Here is a 16,920-nt window from a genome sequence, read left to right as displayed (position 1 = left end):
GCGTGACTAAACCCAATCTGCGAGCTGGGGCGGGCAAGCTCCGGCCGGAGCGGCCGCCATGGCAGCCGCTGACCGTCTTCTTCGCACTTCTGGCCATCGTCTACGGCCTGGTGTTCTTCACCGGCGACGGAAGCCCGACGCCCAAGCTCGGCATCGACCTGCAGGGCGGCACGCGCGTGGTGCTGACCGCGCGCACTGACGACGGCAAGGCCCCGTCGGCACAGCAGCTCGATCAGGCGCGGCAGATCATCGACCAGCGAGTCAACGGTCTCGGCGTCGGCGGGTCGGAGGTGGTGGTGAACGGTGACACGATCGTCATCACCGTTCCGGGCGACGACGGCAAGCAGGCTCGCGACCTCGGCCAGACCGCACGCCTCTACATCCGCCCGGTCGTCGAACAGGTGCCGGCGCAGGAGCAGAAGCCCGACCCGAACGCCAAGGACGTCTCCGAGATGACGCCCGACGAGCAGAAGGCCGCGGTCGAAGCCGAGCGCGCGCTGCGTCAGGCGCCTGCGAACGCCGATCAGGCGACACTCGACAAGCTTCGCGCCCAGATGGCGAAACTCGACTGTTCGCCGAATGCCAACGACCCGCTGATCGGCCACGACCGGCCCAACGAGTACCTGGTGGCATGTGGCGACGGTGACGGCATGGTGTACCTGCTGGAGCCGATGCTGATCGACGGTCGGGAGATCGCCGACGCCAAATCCGGTCAGAACTCGACCGGTGCGTGGACTGTCAACGTCGACTTCAAGGGCGACGCCCAGAAGACCTGGGCCGACTACACCGGCAAGAACGTCGGCAAGCAGACCGCGGTCACCCTCGACACTCGCGTGCTGAGCGCGCCGTCGATCAACGTGCAGATCCTCGGCACCACTGAGATCAGCGGTCGCTTCACCCAGGGCGAGGCCGACGCGCTGGCGAACGCACTCAAGTACGGTTCACTGCCGCTGTCGTTCTCGATGTCGGACGCGCAGACCGTGTCGGCCACCCTCGGCCTGCATTCGCTGAACGCCGGCCTGATCGCGGGCCTGGTCGGGCTGATCCTGATCCTGATCTACTCGCTGCTGTACTACCGGGCGATGGGCTTCCTGTCGGTGCTCTCGCTGATCCTCGCCTACACGATGGTCTACGGCATCATCGTGCTGCTCGGCCGCTGGATCGGATTCACCCTCGACCTGGCCGGTATCGCCGGTCTGATCATCGGCCTCGGCATGACCGCCGATTCGTTCGTCGTCTACTTCGAACGAATCAAGGACGAGATGCGCGAGGGCAGAACGGTGCGTTCGGCCGTCACCCGAGGTTGGCAGAGTGCTCGTCGCACGGTGTGGACCGGCAACGCGGTCAGCTTCATCTGTGCCGCGATCATCTACCTGCTCGCCGTCGGCGCGGTCCGCGGCTTTGCGTTCACCCTGGGTCTGACGACGCTGATCGACATCATGATCGTCTTCCTGGTGACGCATCCGATGGTGGTTCTGGCCAGCCGCAACAAGTTCTTGTCCAAGCCCTCGATCAACGGACTGGGCGCGGTGTCCGAGGTGGCTCGAGTCCGTCGTCAGGTGCAGCCGACTGCTAGCGCGGCCGGCGTCTCCGCCGGTCACAAGGAAGGGGACGCGCAGTGAGCAACCCGACTCCCGACGACGTGAGGACGCCGACCGAATGGTCGGACGACGACTACGTCGCAGACAAGAACCAGTCGTTCTTCTCGCGCCTGTACTCGGGCACCGGAGCGTTCGACGTCATCGGCAAGCGGCGCATGTGGTACGCGATCTCCGGCGTGCTGATGGTGATCTGCATCCTGTCGATCGCAATCCGCGGATTCACCTTCGGCATCGATTTCGAAGGCGGCACGCAGGTCTCGATGCCCGCGCGCGGCGCCGTGACGACCTCCGAGGTGACCAAGGTCTTCGAGGACACCCTCGGACGAAGCCCCGACACCGTTCAGCAGGCGGGCGCCGGCAGCTCGGCGACCATCCAGATCCGCACCTCGACCCTCACCGGCCCCGAGACGGCCGAGTTGCTGCACGCGCTGGGCACCGCGTTCGAACCCGACGTGAAGCCCGCGGACGTGAGCTCCTCCGACGTCAGCTCCACGTGGGGCAAGGAGATCACGCAGAAGATGCTGATCGCGTTGGCGGTGTTCCTGGTCGTCGCGTTCATCTACATCGCCATCCGATTCGACAAGGAGATGTCGGTCGCGGCGATGGCCTCGCTGGTGTTCGACCTCGTCGTGACCGCGGGCATCTACTCGCTGGTCGGCTGGGAGATGACCCCGGCCACCGTGATCGGTCTGCTGACGATCCTCGGCTTCTCCATCTACGACACGGTCGTCGTCTTCGACAAGGTGGAGGAGAACACCAGATCGGTCTTGGCGACGAGCCGTCGGACGTACGCTGAGCAGACCAACCTCGCGGTCAACCAGACCTTGATGCGCTCGATCAACACCACCGTGATCTCGGTGCTGCCGATCATTGCCATGATGGTCGTCGCCGTGTGGATGCTCGGTGTCGGAACGCTGAAGGACCTCGCGTTGATTCAGCTGGTCGGCGTCGTGGTCGGCACCTACTCCTCGGTGTTCCTGGCATCGCCGTGCCTGGTGTCGATGAAGGAACGCACCACGGACATCAAGCGGCACACCGCCAAGGTCCTCGCTCGAAGGGAACGGATCTCAGCATGATACACCCGCGGCTGCGCCGTGCCGCCTCGCTTCTCGCGGCCGGTTCGGCCGCGGGTGCTCTGCTGGTGGCCTGCGGGGGCGACGATCGTGCCGACATCGACTATCTGGTCGATGCGCGCGTCGCCTCCTACAACGCGAACACGGTTCAGGGGCATGCGGACGGCACGATCATGGCGCTCAACCGGGTGCTGCCCGGGTTCTCGATCGTCGGCCCCGAGGGGCAGATCATCGCCGACCACGACATCGGGACGGTCGTCGAAGAACCGGGCTCCGAACAGACCCTCACCTACCAGTTCTCGAAGGACGCGGGCTATTCCGACGACAAGCCGATGACCTGCGACGCCCTCTTCCTGGCGGCCACCGCGCTGAGCGGCACCACACCGGGATTCGACGCCGCGACCCACGCCGGGTACGAAGACATCGCTCGGGTCGACTGCACGCCGGGTGCCAAGGTCGCCACGGTCGTCTTCAAGCGCGGCCGCACCTACGGACAGTGGCGCGAGATGTTCGGCGCAGGCACCCTGCTGCCGCCGCACGTGGTCGCGCGCGCGGCCGGTGTGCCCAACGTGGTCGACGCGATCCGCTCGGGGGACAAGGCCGTCATCGCCAAGATCGCCGCCGCGTGGAACACCGCCTTCGACCTGAAGCCGGGTTCGCAGGTCGACGCGGCGACCTTCCCCGCAGCCGGTCCCTACCGCGTCGACGCCTACTCCGTCGAAGGCGGGCTCACGCTGGTTCCGAACGAGAAGTGGTGGGGTGAGCCCCCCGCCTCCGAATCGGTGACCGTGTGGCCGCGGGGAACCGATGGCGAGAAGGCGCTCGACGGGTCGCGTGCGACGGTGGTCGACTCGGGGGACCTGGCGCTCGGCGCCAGGATCGCCGGCGAGGCCGCACCCAGCGCGCCGGTCAATCGCACGACGATCCGTGAGCCTGCGCCGCTGTCCGTGACCCAACTCGTCTTCGCAGGCAAGGGCGTGGGCACCGATCCGCTGGTGCGGCGCGCGCTGGCGTCCTGCATGCCGCGGGACGCGCTGGCACGCCGCTTCGGCGCCAACGGTGTCCCCTGGAATCTGCGCTCGGCCTCGCCCGCGGATCCCCTGGGACCGTCGTTGAATGCGCAGTACAGTCGCCGTTATCCGCGGTCCGACGTGGCCCGGGCCAAGTCGCTGTTGGGCGAGCGAGGCGCAGGCAGGCGCGCCACGCCGACAGTGCGGATCGGGTACGTCGCGAAGTCGACCGAGAACGCCGAGCTCGTCAAGATGATCGGCCAGACCTGCGGTCCGGCGGGCATCACGGTCGAGGACGTCTCGTCGCCGGAGTTGTCGATCGAGGGGCTGGGCAAGGAGTACGACGCGATCCTGATGTCGGACGGCACGTTCGCCGCATCGAGCACGGCGTCCGGTTTCCCGGAGGTCTTCGCGTTCGCGACCGGCGACCCGCTGAACCTCTCGGGGCTCCGCGATCGCCAGGTGACCGCCGCCATCGGTGACCTTGCCGGCACCACGAGCGACAGCGCGCGCCTGCCGCTGTTGCGCACCATCGAGACCGCAGCCTGGGAACAGCTGCCGACGATTCCGCTGTTCGGCACCGTTCGGGCACGCGAGTCGGTGTCCGTGGCGAACATGGTCCCCGGGATGGGGAGCTCGGGCACCGGGTGGAACATGGATCGCTGGGAGGTGCGGTGAACGTCGGTGACCGCGACGACAGCGACGCGCTGGACCGGGCGCGGGCCGTCATCGAGCGACGCGCTCGGCTGATCGCCGATTTCCCGGAGCCCGGGATCGCGTTCAAGGACCTGACACCGGTCCTCGCGGACCCCGACGGACTCGATGCGGTGGTCGACGCACTGGCCTCGGCCTGCAGCGGCGCCGATCTGATCGCCGGGGTCGACGCCCGCGGCTTCCTGCTCGGCGGGGCCGTCGCGCGGCAGCTCGGTCTCGGGGTGGTGGCGGTCCGCAAGGGCGGCAAGCTGCCGCCGCCGGTGATCGGGCTCGACTACCAGCTGGAGTACGGCACCGCGCGACTCGAGATCCCGGAGGACGGCATCGACCTCGCTGATCGTCGGGTCGCGGTGCTCGACGATGTCCTCGCCACCGGGGGGACGGCGGTGGCGGCAGCGCAGCTGCTACAGCGAGCGGGCGCACGGGTCGACACGATCGCGGTGGTCATGGAGCTCGACGGACTGTCGGGCCGCGAACTCGTCGCTGCGGAACTGGGCCCCGCGGTTCGGGTGCATAACCTCTGCCTCGGCTGAGTACGATCGCTCTATGAGCGATCCCGACACCAAGCGACCCGACGATGCCTCTCCGCTGAGCTCGCGCCGGGTGCGTGCGCGACTGGCGCGCCGGATGACTGCGGCGCCCCGCAGCGGAGTCGCACCTGTGCTCGAGCCCCTGGTATCCCTGCATCGCGAGGTGTACCCGAAGGCGGACTTCGCGGTGCTTCAGCAGGCGTACACCGTCGCGGACGAGCACCACTCCGGACAGTTCCGGAAGTCGGGCGACCCGTACATCACCCATCCGCTGGCGGTGGCGACGATTCTCGCCGATCTGGGGATGGACACCACCACCCTCGTCGCGGCCCTGCTGCACGACACGGTGGAGGACACCGGGTACTCGCTCGATCAGCTCGAGGCGGACTTCGGTTCGGAGGTGGCACATCTGGTCGACGGCGTGACCAAGCTCGACAAGGTCGCGCTGGGCAGTGCGGCCGAGGCCGAGACCATTCGCAAGATGATCATCGCGATGGCTCGTGATCCGCGGGTGCTGGTGATCAAGGTGGCCGACCGCCTGCACAACATGCGGACCATGCGGTTTCTGCCGCCGGAGAAGCAGGCGCGCAAGGCCCGCGAGACCCTCGAGGTGATCGCGCCCCTGGCACATCGTCTCGGCATGGCGACGGTCAAGTGGGAACTCGAGGATCTCTCGTTCGCGATCCTCCATCCCAAGAAGTACGAGGAGATCGTCCGCCTGGTGGCCGATCGGGCGCCGAGCCGTGACACCTATCTCGCCCGGGTGCGGTCGGACCTGAACAACGCGCTCGCGGGATCGCGGATCACGGCGACCGTCGAGGGCAGGCCCAAGCACTACTGGTCGATCTACCAGAAGATGATCGTCAAGGGCAAAGACTTCGACGACATCCACGACCTCGTCGGCATGCGCATCCTGTGCGACGAGGTGCGCGACTGCTACGCCGCGATCGGCGTCGTGCATTCGCTCTGGCAGCCGATGGCCGGCCGGTTCAAGGACTACATCGCGCAGCCCAGCTTCGGCGTGTACCAGTCGTTGCACACCACGGTGATCGGTCCCGAGGGCAAGCCGCTGGAGATCCAGATCCGCACCGTGGAGATGCACCGGACCGCGGAGTTCGGCATCGCAGCGCACTGGCGGTACAAAGAAGGCCGAAAAGGTAAGGGCCGCAAGACCACCGACGTCGCCGAGGTCGACGACATGGCGTGGATGCGCCAGTTGCTCGCCTGGCAGCGGGAGGCCGCCGATCCGGGGGAGTTCCTCGAATCGCTGCGCTACGACCTCGCGGTCAAGGAGATCTTCGTCTTCACCCCGAAGGGCGACGTGGTGACCCTCCCCGCGGGTTCGACGCCGGTCGACTTCGCGTATGCCGTCCACACCGAGGTGGGGCACCGCTGTATCGGCGCGCGGGTCAACGGCCGGCTGGTGGCCCTGGAACGGGCGCTCGAGAACGGCGAGGTGATCGAGGTCTTCACGTCGAAGGCCGAGAGCGCCGGGCCGAGCAAAGACTGGCAGAACTTCGTGGTCTCGCCGCGCGCCAAGGCCAAGATCCGTCAGTGGTTCGCCAAGGAGCGTCGCGAGGAGGCGCTCGAAGCGGGCAAGGGGTCGATCGTCAAGGAGGTCCGCCGCGGCGGCCTTCCGGTGCACCGACTGGTGTCGGGCGAATCGATCACCGCACTGGCCAAGGAGTTCGGCTTCGCGGACGTCGACGCGCTCTATACCGCGGTCGGCGAGGGGCATGTTCCCGCCGGGCGCGTGGTGCACCGACTGGTGGCGATGCTCGGCGGCGTGGACGCGGCCGAGGAGGAGATCGCCGCCCGGGCGACCCCGTCGACCCCGACCCGGCGCAGGCAGACGGGTGATTCGGGCGTGGTGGTCGAAGGCGTCGACAACGTTCTGGTGAAGCTCGCCAAATGCTGCACCCCGGTACCGGGCGACGAGATCATCGGTTTCATCACCCGCGGCGGCGGCGTCAGCGTCCACCGCGACGACTGCACCAACGCAGACGACCTGCGGGCCCAGCCGGAACGCCTGCTTCCGGTGCAGTGGGCGCCGAACCCGTCCTCGGTGTTCCTCGTCGCAATCCAGGTGGAGGCCCTCGACCGGCATCGTCTGCTGTCGGACGTGACGCGCGTGCTCGCCGATGAGCGGGTGAACATCCTGTCCGCGTCGCTCACCACGAATCGGGATCGCGTGGCCGTCAGCAAGTTCACCTTCGAGATGGGCGATCCCAAGCATCTCGGGCACGTGCTGAACGTGGTTCGCAACGTCGAGGGCGTGTACGACGTGTACCGCGTGACCTCGGCGGCCTAGCTGAAACGAGGCGAGCCGAGACCCGTTGCGGGTCTCGGCTCGTCTCGGCTGACGGAGATCAGTTCGTGAGTCGAAACGTCACTCGCTGATCGAGGTCGACTTGATCTCGAGCGTCGTCTTCGGGAAGCCGTTCTCGGCGGTTCCGACCGGACCCGGGTCGATGCCGCCCGCGACCACCTTGTCGACAATCTTCATGCCTGCGTCGTCGACCTTGCCCACCACGGCGAGGTTGGGCTGCAGCTGGGTGTCCTTGGTGACGATGAAGAACTGTGCGCTGCCGGTGTTGACGACGCCGTTCTGCTGGTCGTTGCGGTTCGCGATCGCGACGGTTCCGCGCGGGTAGATCGCCGGCGGCTCCATGCCCATCTGCATGAGCTGCGGGTTCATCTCGCCCACTTCGAGGTTGGTCGGGTTCTCGTCGACCGTGCTCCAGCCGGGGGACCCGGCTCCGGTGCGCGTCGGATCGCCGCACTGCAGCACGTGCAGTTGATCACTCTGGGCCAGGCGGTGGCACTCGGAGTTGTCGTAGAAGTTGTTGTTCGACAGCGAGACGATCGCGTTGACGTTGCAGGGCGCCGACTCCCGGTCGAGGGTCACCGGGATCTCGCCGAGATTGGTGGTCAGCGTCCAGTCGACGGTGCCGGTGTTGAGGACGCGGCTCTCCGGCATCGGGGAGCTGCGGACCTTCTTGGCGCCCTCGCGCATGAACTCGATGTACTTCTCGCCCTGGGCCTTCTGATCGGCCGGCGCACTCGCGATCTGCTTCTCGAGGACCTCGATCGTCTTGTTGAGGTCGTTGTCGGCCTTCGTGTACTCGCAGATCGTGTGACGCTTGTCGTCCCAGTGGCGGTAGTAGAAGTATCCGCCGACGGCGACGGCGGCGAGGACCGCGACGCTGCAGACCGAGATCAGCGTGAGGCGCCGCTGGCGTGCGGCCCGGCGTTCGCTTTCGAGCCGTTCTTCCAGCTTGCGGCGGGCGGCATCGCGACGCTCTTCGTTGGACGACACGCTGATGGAACCTCCTGTGCGGCATGTGGGGCAGGGCGCTGTCGCTACAGCGCGCCCCATGCTATCGCAGGGGCCTTGGCAACCGATGAGACAATGGGGGTTAGACGCGGTGCGCGGCAGATCGCCGTGCCCCTATAAGGAGGTATGCCTCGTGCTGATCGCCGGGTTCCCCGCAGGCATGTTCCAGACCAACTGCTATCTGGTCGCGGAGGATCGCGGCAGTGACGCGGTCATCATCGATCCGGGGCAGGACGCCGCGCCCAGTGTGCGCGAGGCCCTGGCCGAGTACGAGCTGACGCCGGTCGCGATCTTCCTGACGCACGGCCACCTCGACCACACCTGGAACGCGACCGAACTCGCCGACGAGTACTCGATCCCGGTGTACATCCACGCCGACGATCGCCCGATGCTCACCGACCCGGGCATGGGACTGGGGAGCGCACTGTCGTCGATGATCGGCGACATGACGTTCACCGAGCCGGAGAAGGTCATCGAGTTCGTCGACGGGGAAGACGTCGACGCCGCAGGCTTCCGGTGGGCCGTCGACCACGCGCCCGGCCATTCGGCGGGCAGCGTGCTGCTGAGCCCCGACTCGGCGGCCGTGTGCTTCGCGGGCGACGTACTGTTCAATGGTTCGATCGGTCGTACCGACCTCCCCGGCGGCAGTCACCAGACGCTCCTCGCGTCGATCGCCGAGAAGTTGATGACGCGCGACGACGACGTCGTGATCCTCCCGGGTCACGGACCCCAGACCACCATCGGCGCCGAGCGCACGAGCAATCCGTTCCTGCTCGATCTGCCCGGCGCGAACAAGAAAGGACGATTCGGACTGTGAGTGGCGAGTTTGCGGCGCCGAAAGGCATTCCCGACTATTTCCCACCGGCCTCGGCTGATTTCCTCGCGGTTCGGAACGCGCTGACCGGAGCGGCCCATCGTGCGGGCTACGGACACATCGAACTGCCGATCTTCGAGGACACGGCGCTGTTCGCGCGCGGCGTCGGAGAGTCGACCGATGTGGTCAGCAAGGAGATGTACACCTTCGCCGATCGCGGCGGTCGGTCGGTCACGCTGCGCCCCGAGGGCACCGCGGGCGTGATGCGCGCGGTGATCCAGCACGGACTCGACCGCGGTCAGTTGCCGGTGAAGGTCTGCTACGCCGGGCCGTTCTTCCGGTACGAGCGACCGCAGGCCGGGCGCTACCGCCAGCTGCAGCAGGTCGGGATCGAGGCCATCGGTGTGGACGATCCGGCCCTCGACACCGAGGTCATCGCCGTGGCCGACGAGGGCTACAAGAGCCTCGGATTGTCGGGCTACCGCCTCGAGTTCACCTCGCTCGGCGACGAGACCTGCCGTCCGCAGTACCGAGAAGCGCTGCAGGAGTTCCTGTTCGGTCTCGATCTCGATGAGCCGACGCGCGAGCGCGCCAGGATCAACCCGCTTCGCGTGCTCGACGACAAGCGCCCGGAGATCAAGGAGATGACCGCGTCGGCCCCGCTGATGCTCGATCACCTCAGCGACTCGGCGCGGGAGCACTTCGACGAGGTCCGCCGCGGCCTCGATCGCCTGGGCGTCGAGTACGTCATCAACCCGCGACTCGTCCGCGGCCTGGACTACTACACCAAGACGACCTTCGAGTTCGTCCACGACGGTCTCGGCGCGCAGTCGGGCATCGGCGGCGGTGGTCGTTACGACGGTCTGATGAAGCAGGTCGGCGGCAAGCAGGACCTCTCGGGCATCGGCTTCGGCATCGGCGTCGACCGGACGGTTCTGGCACTGGAGGCCGAAGGCGTCTCGGTGGCCGGTGAAGGTCGGGTCCAGGTGTACGGCGTGCCGCTCGGCGCGGCGGCCAAGAGCGAACTGGTCTATGTCGCCGGACAGTTGCGTGCCGCGGGTGTCAGCGTCGACCTCGCCTACGGCGATCGCGGCCTCAAGGGCGCGATGAAGGCGGCCGACCGCTCGGGCGCTCGCCTGGCCCTGGTCCTCGGCGACCGGGAACTCGAGGAGCGGACCATTGAGGTGAAGGACCTCTCGAACGGCGAGCAGCGCAAGATCTCACTCGACGACGTCGTCGCGACGGCGCGCGCCCTCCTCGCTGAGTAGCCTTCGCTGAGTAGTCTTCGCTCACTCCAACGACGCTCGCTCACCTCCGGAGGTGAGCGAGCGTCGTTGTCGTAAGCGAGCGCAGGGGCGAGCCCAATCTGTGGATAACGCAGGTGCGACGAACGGCGGCCGGTGGTCGACTGAACCCATGTGGCCGGTGGACAGGTACGGGATCGTGCATCGCAAGACGGCGCTGGAGCACGGCATCTCGGAGCGGCGCCTTGCGTCGGCGGTGCATTCGGGCGAACTCATCGTCGTCGCACGCGGCATGTCGGTACCGAGCGCCGCCGTCGCGGGACGGAAGGACGCTGAGCGGATCGTCTACGGGTTCCGTTGCATCGCGGCGGCGATCAGTCCGCAGCGTCCCGTTCTCAGTCACGACTCCGCGGCGGTGGTGCACGGACTGTCGTTGCTGCATCCCGATCAGCGTCGCGTCCACGTGACCAACGGCAAAGACGGCGGGGGCTCGGAACGCTCGCGGCGCGTCATTCACTCGGGGACGTTCGGGCCGGACGACGTCGTCGAGATCGACGGGCTTCTCGTGACGAGCATGGAGCGCACGGCGATCGACGTCGCGCTCAAGACCGCGACGCTGCCACAGGCTCTCACCGTGTTCGACGCGGGCCTGCGCCTGGGTATGCAGGCCGACGACGTCACGCGGCGGCTCCGTGCGAGCCGTCATGGAATCGCACTCGTCCGGCGTGCGTTCTCCTTCGCCGACGGCGACTCGGAGTCTCCGGGCGAGTCGTGGAGCCGTGCCCAGATGATCGAAGCCGGCCATCGGGTGCCCGACCTGCAGGTCGAGTACACGCTCGAATCGGGCCGCGTCGCTCGGTGCGACTTCGGTCGCGACGAGAAGTTCGTCGGTGAGTTCGACGGGATGGTGAAGTACCAGCGCGAGATGCGGGGCGATGAGGACGTCGAGGCCGTCGTCGTGCGGGAGAAGCTCCGTGAAGACCAGCTCCGCGACGTCGGTGTCGACGTCGGCCGGTGGATCTGGGACGACCTGCGCACGAAACGGATGATCGCCAAACTCGAGCGCCGGTACGACCGACTCGGGATCCGCTATTGAGCGCGGGTTCGCTCACTTCGCCGACGATCGCTACCCAAAACGACGCTCGCTCACCTCGGGAGGTGAGCGAGCGTCGTTGGAGGGAGCGAACGCGACTACAGGTCGTTGGTCGCGAACGTGTCGCAGCGGCGCGCGTCGCCCTTCGAATAGCCGATCTTGAACCAGCGGACGCGCTGTTCGGCGGACCCGTGGGTCCAGCCCTCGGGATTGGAGCGCGAACCCTGGATGGTGTCGTCGCCGATGGCCTTCGCGCTCTGGATGACGGTCTGGATCTGCTGGTCGGTCAGCGGCGCGAGCATCGCGTCGGGACCCTTGTCGGCGTGGTAGGCCCACACGCCCGCGAGGCAGTCGGCCTGCAGTTCGACGCGGACCGAACCGTTGTTGCCCATGCGCTGACCCTTGGCGAGCACGCCGCTCAGGTTCTCGATGTGGTGCCCGAACTCGTGGGCGACGACGTACTCCTGAGCGAGCGGACCGTCGGAACCGCCCATGCGCTTGAGGTCGGCGAAGAACGACGGATCGAAGTAGGCCGTCTGATCGGCGGGGCAGTAGAAGGGGCCCATCGCCGACGACGCCGCACCGCAGCCGCCGGTGTTGATGTTGCCGCTGAAGATGACGGTCTCGGGCTGCGTGTAGCCCTGCAACTGCTCGGACCACACCTGGTTCAGGCTGTTGGTGGTGGCGACGATGCGGCACATGTCATCGGTGTTGGCCAATTCGATCGTGCAGTTGTCGATGCGCTCCTGCAGCGCCTGGTTGTCGGCCGACACCGGTTGCTGATTCGCCGACGACTGGTCGCTTCCGCCCAGAATGTCGCCGGGATTGAAGCCGAAGAGCAGGCCGAGGATCACCACGATGATGCCCGCGCCGCCGCCGAGCGCCATCCGCCCGCCGCCCATGCCTCCGCCACCCGAACCGCCCGCAGACACCTTGCCGGTGTCGAGGGGACCGCTGCCTTGAAATGTCATGGGCTTACATTAACCACGAATCGGACGCGACAACCGCGAACCGGACGTGCCCGGTGCGTTGACCGGACGCGCTTGGTGCGATGTCGGCGGCGAAACGTAGAATCGGACGCAAGCAGCTTGACCCTGGCAGCTTTGTGCTGCGCAGAAGGAAAGGAACCCAGTGCTCCGCACTCATTTCGCCGGATCGCTGCGTCGAGAAGACGCATCGCAGACTGTCACCGTCGTCGGATGGGTGGCGCGCCGGCGCGACCACGGCGGGGTCGTCTTCATCGATCTCCGCGACTCCTCCGGCCTGGTGCAGGTGGTGTTCCGTGACGAGCAGGTCGCCGAGGCCGCTCACCGGCTGCGCGCGGAGTACTGCATCCAGGTCACCGGTGAGGTCGAGGTCCGTCCCGAGGGCAGTGAGAACACCGCGCTGGCCACCGGAGCCGTCGAGCTGAACGCGCGCGAGCTGACCGTGCTGAACGAGTCGGCTCCGCTGCCGTTCCAGCTCGACGAACAGCCCGGCGAGGAAGCGCGACTGCGCCACCGTTACCTGGACCTGCGTCGCGAAGGCCCGGCCAAGGCCATCCGGCTGCGGTCGCAGGTCAGCGCCGCCGCACGCGGCGTCCTCGGTGCCCACGACTTCGTCGAGATCGAGACGCCGACCCTCACCCGGTCGACGCCCGAAGGCGCTCGCGACTTCCTCGTGCCGGCACGCCTGCAGCCGGGCTCGTTCTATGCCCTGCCGCAGAGCCCGCAGCTGTTCAAGCAGCTGCTTATGGTCGCAGGCATGGAGCGCTATTACCAGATCGCTCGCTGCTACCGCGACGAGGACTTCCGCGCCGATCGCCAGCCGGAGTTCACCCAGCTGGACATCGAGATGAGCTTCGTCGACGAAGACGACGTGATCGCCCTCGCCGAGGAGATTCTCGCGGCGCTGTGGAAGTTGATCGGGGTCGACCTGACCACGCCGATCCCGCGGATGACCTACGCCGACGCGATGCGCCGATTCGGCAGCGACAAGCCCGACCTGCGCTTCGACATCGAGCTGGTGGAGTGCACCGACTTCTTCGCCGAGACCCCGTTCCGCGTCTTCAAGGCGCCGTACGTCGGCGCCGTGGTGATGCCGGGCGGCGCGTCGCAGCCCCGTCGCCAGCTCGACGCCTGGCAGGAGTGGGCCAAGCAGCGCGGCGCCCGCGGACTGGCCTACGTGCTGGTGCAGGAGGACGGCACCCTCACCGGGCCGGTCGCCAAGAACATCTCCGACGCCGAGCGCGAGGGCATCGCCGCCCACGTGGGCGCCGAGCCGGGCGACTGCGTCTTCTTCGCCGCGGGCGCGGTGAAGACCTCGCGCGCGCTGCTGGGCGCGGCCCGCGGCGAGATCGCCGACAAACTCGGCCTCATCAAGGACGGCGACTGGGCGTTCACCTGGGTCGTCGACGCACCGCTGTTCGAGCCCGCCGACGACGCGACCGCCGCGGGCGACGTCGCGGTCGGCACCGGCGCCTGGACCGCCGTGCACCACGCCTTCACCTCGCCCAAGCCGGAGTCGATGGAACTCCTCGAGTCCAACCCGGGCGAGGCGCTCGCCTACGCCTACGACATCGTGTGCAACGGCAACGAGATCGGCGGCGGATCGATTCGCATCCACCGCCGCGACATTCAGGAACGTGTCTTCAAGATCATGGGCATCTCCGAGGACGACGCACAGGAGAAGTTCGGCTTCCTGCTCGACGCCTTCTCGTACGGTGCGCCGCCGCACGGCGGCATCGCGTTCGGCTGGGACCGCATCACCGCACTCCTGGCAGGCGAGCCGTCGATCCGCGAAGTGATCGCGTTCCCGAAGTCGGGCGGCGGCATCGATCCGCTCACCGACGCGCCCGCGCCGATCACGCCGGAGCAGCGCAAGGAGACTGGCATCGACGCCAAGCCCCAGAAGGCGGGCGAGCAGAAGGCGGGCGAACAGAAGGCGCCGGCCGAGGCCTGAGGAAACCATGACCGTAATCGCTGACGAACGGATCTCGTCAGTCCTGGAGACCGCCCAGGGGGTCCTCGCCCGTCGAGCCGGCAGTGCCGTGGTTCTCGACGATCCCGAGGACCTCGGCGGCACCGGCCGTTCGACGGTCGTCCGTGCGCGCGTGCTGGACAACCCGGTGTCGCTGGACCGCACGGTGGTGGTCAAGGCGTTCGACAATCAGACGCCTGCCTCCCAGGTGCTGCGCGAGATCGCCTCCTATCGCTACGCCACGGCATTGCCCACCCAGTCGCGGCCGGGCCCGCAACTGCTGGCCTCCGACCTGGAGGCGCGTGTCCTGGTCCTGACCGACCTGGGGCACGGTCGGCCGATGGTCGAGCTGCTCGGTTCCAACGACGCCGATGAGGTCGAACGCGGGGTGAGTGCCTGGGGGCAGGCGCTCGGACGCATGCACGCGGCCACCCTCGGCGGTGAGGACGACTTCGAGACGCTGATGCGGATCAGTGGAAAGGCCAAGGGCGGCAAGGGCAGTCGAGTGACTGTGGCCGGCGGCGGAATCGGCGACCACGCCGCGGCCGCGGTCCGCGCCTACGGCGAGATGCTGCGCGTCATTGACGTCGAGCTGCCCTCGGACGCGCACGCGATCCTCGAGCGCGGCCTCACCCTGTTCGACGGCGGCGACTTCCGGGCGTTCAGCCCGGCCGACGTGGGTCCGGAGAACATCCTCATCAACGGCGACGGCGTCCAGTTCATGGACTACGAGTGGGGCGAGTTCCGCGATGCGACGCTCGACATCGCGTACGCGCTGGCGACGTTCCCCGCGCGGCTGTCGGCCGACGTCGTGATGGAGCGACCCCGCCTCGAGCGCGCGCTGGTCGAGGCCTGGCGCGGCGAGGTGAAGCCGCTGTGGCCGTCGATCAGCGAGCGCGATCTCGCGGCCCGGATCTTCCAGGCCCGCGCGCTGTGGGTGTGGCTGTCGACGTACTGGATGGTTCAGGGCGACGCGGGGGATCACGACTGGGCGCTGCACACCACCGATGCCCGCGTGGTTCTGGCCCGGTGGGCCGATCTCGCCGACGCCGGTGAAGAAGCCGCGATCGACTCGATCCTCGTCGACGGCGCCGATCGTGTTCAAGAAGCCCTGCGGATCTACTGGTTCGGGTGAAGCGGTCGTGGAAGACGGTCTCTTCGCGGCAGACGGTGACCCCGCCGAACCAACGGCGGACAGCCGTCTCGCAAGCACCGCGAAACCCGAACTGCCGCTGGCGGTTCGGATGCGGCCGCAGTCGCTGGACGAGATCGTCGGCCAGCAGCACCTGCTCGGTGAACGTGCACCGCTCCGGCGACTGATCGCGGGATCCGGTGCGGCGTCGGTGATGCTGTACGGACCGCCCGGCACCGGGAAGACTACGATGGCCTCGCTCATCAGCCAGGCCACGGGCGGCCGGTTCGAGGCGCTGTCGGCACTCTCGTCCGGCGTCAAGGAGGTCCGCGCCGTCATCGACATGGCGCGCCGTCGCCTCGCCCACGGCCAGCAGACCGTCCTGTTCATCGACGAGGTCCACCGTTTCTCCAAGACCCAGCAGGATGCGCTCCTCGACGCCGTCGAGAACCGGATCGTGCTGCTGGTAGCGGCGACCACCGAGAACCCGTCGTTCTCGGTCGTCGCCCCGCTCCTGTCGCGGTCGTTGGTGTTGAATCTGCAGTCGTTGACCGACGACGACATCGCAGCGGTGGTGCGCCGGGCCGTGGCCGATCCGCGCGGTCTGGACGGATCGGTGACCCTGTCCGACGAGGCGTTGGCGCACCTGGTGGCGGTCGCCGGCGGCGACGCGCGTCGGGCCCTGACGGCACTGGAGGCGAGCGCCGACGCCGTGGAGCCGGGTGGCGAGATCGCGGTGGCCGACGTCGAGGCCGCGATCGACCGGGCCGCGGTCCGCTACGACCGCTCCGGCGACCAGCACTACGACGTGATCAGCGCTTTCATCAAATCCATCCGCGGTTCGGACGTCGACGCCGCGATGCATTACCTGGCACGGATGATCACCGCGGGGGAGGATCCCCGCTTCATCGCTCGCCGGCTGATGATTCACGCGAGCGAGGACGTCGGGATGGCCGATCCGACCGCGCTGCAGACCGCGGTGGCCGCGGCGCAGGTGGTCCAGATGGTCGGCATGCCCGAAGCTCAGCTCGCCCTCTCGCAGGCCACGATCCACCTGGCGACCGCACCGAAGTCCGGTGCGGTGACGTCCGCTCTCGGCACGGCCATGTCAGACGTCGCCGCAGGCAAGGCGGGTGCGGTACCCACACATCTGCGCGACGGACACTATGCGGGCGCCAAGAAGCTCGGGAACGCGGTGGGGTACCGATTCCCGCACGACGACCCCGACGGCGTGCTGGCGCAGCAGTACCCGCCGGACGCGTTGGTCGGCGTCGACTACTACCTGCCGACCGACCATGGATTCGAGCGCGAGCTCGCGCCGCGCGTCGGTCGACTGCGGTCGATCGTCCGGGGAATCGCCTCCCGGGGGCGCTCCCAACGGTGAAGCGGGGCGGGGGCGTAAACTCGACGGTTG

Annotated in this window: 13 protein-coding genes; 11 read left to right on the top strand and 2 right to left on the bottom strand. The window is 67.9% G+C overall.

Annotated elements, in window-relative coordinates:
- Positions 1–2: 2 nt before the first annotated feature.
- The 5 genes from secD to GX543_RS13700 are packed head-to-tail and all read left to right on the top strand — an operon-like array spanning position 3 to position 7,239.
- Positions 3–1,622, top strand: coding sequence for a protein translocase subunit SecD (gene secD, locus GX543_RS13720; RefSeq protein WP_290852636.1), 1,620 nt, complete (start codon positions 3–5; stop codon positions 1,620–1,622).
- The gene (gene secF / locus GX543_RS13715) at positions 1,619–2,677 is read left to right on the top strand and encodes a protein translocase subunit SecF (protein WP_290852634.1); all 1,059 of its coding nucleotides are present in this window, start codon (positions 1,619–1,621) and stop codon (positions 2,675–2,677) included. The genes secD and secF overlap by 4 nt, the downstream gene beginning before the upstream one ends.
- Complete coding sequence (locus GX543_RS13710; RefSeq protein ID WP_290852632.1) at positions 2,674–4,362, top strand: ABC transporter substrate-binding protein; 1,689 nt, start codon at positions 2,674–2,676, stop codon at positions 4,360–4,362. The genes secF and GX543_RS13710 overlap by 4 nt, the downstream gene beginning before the upstream one ends.
- The gene (locus tag GX543_RS13705; protein ID WP_290852631.1) at positions 4,359–4,931 is read left to right on the top strand and encodes an adenine phosphoribosyltransferase; all 573 of its coding nucleotides are present in this window, start codon (positions 4,359–4,361) and stop codon (positions 4,929–4,931) included. Before GX543_RS13710 ends, GX543_RS13705 begins: the two co-directional genes overlap by 4 nt.
- Positions 4,932–4,944: 13 nt before the next feature.
- Positions 4,945–7,239 (top strand): bifunctional (p)ppGpp synthetase/guanosine-3',5'-bis(diphosphate) 3'-pyrophosphohydrolase, encoded by a 2,295-nt coding sequence (locus GX543_RS13700; protein WP_290852629.1) that lies wholly within the window; start codon positions 4,945–4,947, stop codon positions 7,237–7,239.
- A 78-nt stretch (positions 7,240–7,317) separates the two neighbouring features.
- On the opposite strand, the gene GX543_RS13695 is transcribed toward GX543_RS13700, so the two are convergent.
- The gene (locus GX543_RS13695) at positions 7,318–8,247 is read right to left on the bottom strand and encodes a peptidylprolyl isomerase (RefSeq protein WP_290852627.1); all 930 of its coding nucleotides are present in this window, start codon (positions 8,245–8,247) and stop codon (positions 7,318–7,320) included.
- A gap of 151 nt (positions 8,248–8,398) precedes the next feature.
- On the opposite strand from GX543_RS13695, the gene GX543_RS13690 reads away from it, so the two are divergent.
- From GX543_RS13690 to GX543_RS13680, 3 genes are all read left to right on the top strand, one after another.
- Positions 8,399–9,082 carry an MBL fold metallo-hydrolase gene (locus GX543_RS13690; RefSeq protein WP_290852625.1) on the top strand — a complete coding sequence of 228 codons (684 nt, stop codon included), beginning with the start codon at positions 8,399–8,401 and terminating at the stop codon, positions 9,080–9,082.
- The gene (hisS, locus tag GX543_RS13685; protein ID WP_290852623.1) at positions 9,079–10,347 is read left to right on the top strand and encodes a histidine--tRNA ligase; all 1,269 of its coding nucleotides are present in this window, start codon (positions 9,079–9,081) and stop codon (positions 10,345–10,347) included. Before GX543_RS13690 ends, hisS begins: the two co-directional genes overlap by 4 nt.
- A gap of 175 nt (positions 10,348–10,522) precedes the next feature.
- Complete coding sequence (locus tag GX543_RS13680; RefSeq protein ID WP_290852621.1) at positions 10,523–11,419, top strand: hypothetical protein; 897 nt, start codon at positions 10,523–10,525, stop codon at positions 11,417–11,419.
- A 95-nt stretch (positions 11,420–11,514) separates the two neighbouring features.
- Here the strand turns inward: GX543_RS13680 and GX543_RS13675 are convergent, their stop codons facing one another.
- On the bottom strand, positions 11,515–12,387 hold the full coding sequence (locus GX543_RS13675) for a neutral zinc metallopeptidase (protein ID WP_290852619.1): 873 nt from the start codon (positions 12,385–12,387) through the stop codon (positions 11,515–11,517).
- Positions 12,388–12,547: 160 nt separating this feature from the next.
- On the opposite strand from GX543_RS13675, the gene aspS reads away from it, so the two are divergent.
- The 3 genes from aspS to GX543_RS13660 are packed head-to-tail and all read left to right on the top strand — an operon-like array spanning position 12,548 to position 16,890.
- Positions 12,548–14,356 carry an aspartate--tRNA ligase gene (gene aspS, locus GX543_RS13670; RefSeq protein ID WP_290852617.1) on the top strand — a complete coding sequence of 603 codons (1,809 nt, stop codon included), beginning with the start codon at positions 12,548–12,550 and terminating at the stop codon, positions 14,354–14,356.
- 7 nt (positions 14,357–14,363) lie between these two features.
- On the top strand, positions 14,364–15,509 hold the full coding sequence (locus GX543_RS13665) for a hypothetical protein (protein ID WP_290852616.1): 1,146 nt from the start codon (positions 14,364–14,366) through the stop codon (positions 15,507–15,509).
- A 7-nt stretch (positions 15,510–15,516) separates the two neighbouring features.
- Complete coding sequence (locus tag GX543_RS13660) at positions 15,517–16,890, top strand: replication-associated recombination protein A (protein WP_290852615.1); 1,374 nt, start codon at positions 15,517–15,519, stop codon at positions 16,888–16,890.
- The last annotated feature ends 30 nt before the right edge of the window (positions 16,891–16,920 follow it).

This window comes from Gordonia sp. (in: high G+C Gram-positive bacteria), from assembly GCF_012515855.1.
In the GTDB taxonomy this organism is placed as follows: Bacteria; Actinomycetota; Actinomycetes; order Mycobacteriales; family Mycobacteriaceae; genus Gordonia.
The sequence above is the reverse complement of the archived record's forward strand: the minus strand, read 5'-3'. Positions and strand labels throughout refer to the sequence as shown.

Coding starts and splice junctions, on each gene's coding strand:
- GX543_RS13710 (WP_290852632.1), top strand. CDS start 2,674: ATGATACACCCGCGGCTGCGCCGTGCCGCCTCGCTTCTCGCGGCCGGT.
- GX543_RS13700 (WP_290852629.1), top strand. CDS start 4,945: ATGAGCGATCCCGACACCAAGCGACCCGACGATGCCTCTCCGCTGAGC.
- GX543_RS13675 (WP_290852619.1), bottom strand. CDS start 12,387: ATGACATTTCAAGGCAGCGGTCCCCTCGACACCGGCAAGGTGTCTGCG.
- GX543_RS13665 (WP_290852616.1), top strand. CDS start 14,364: ATGACCGTAATCGCTGACGAACGGATCTCGTCAGTCCTGGAGACCGCC.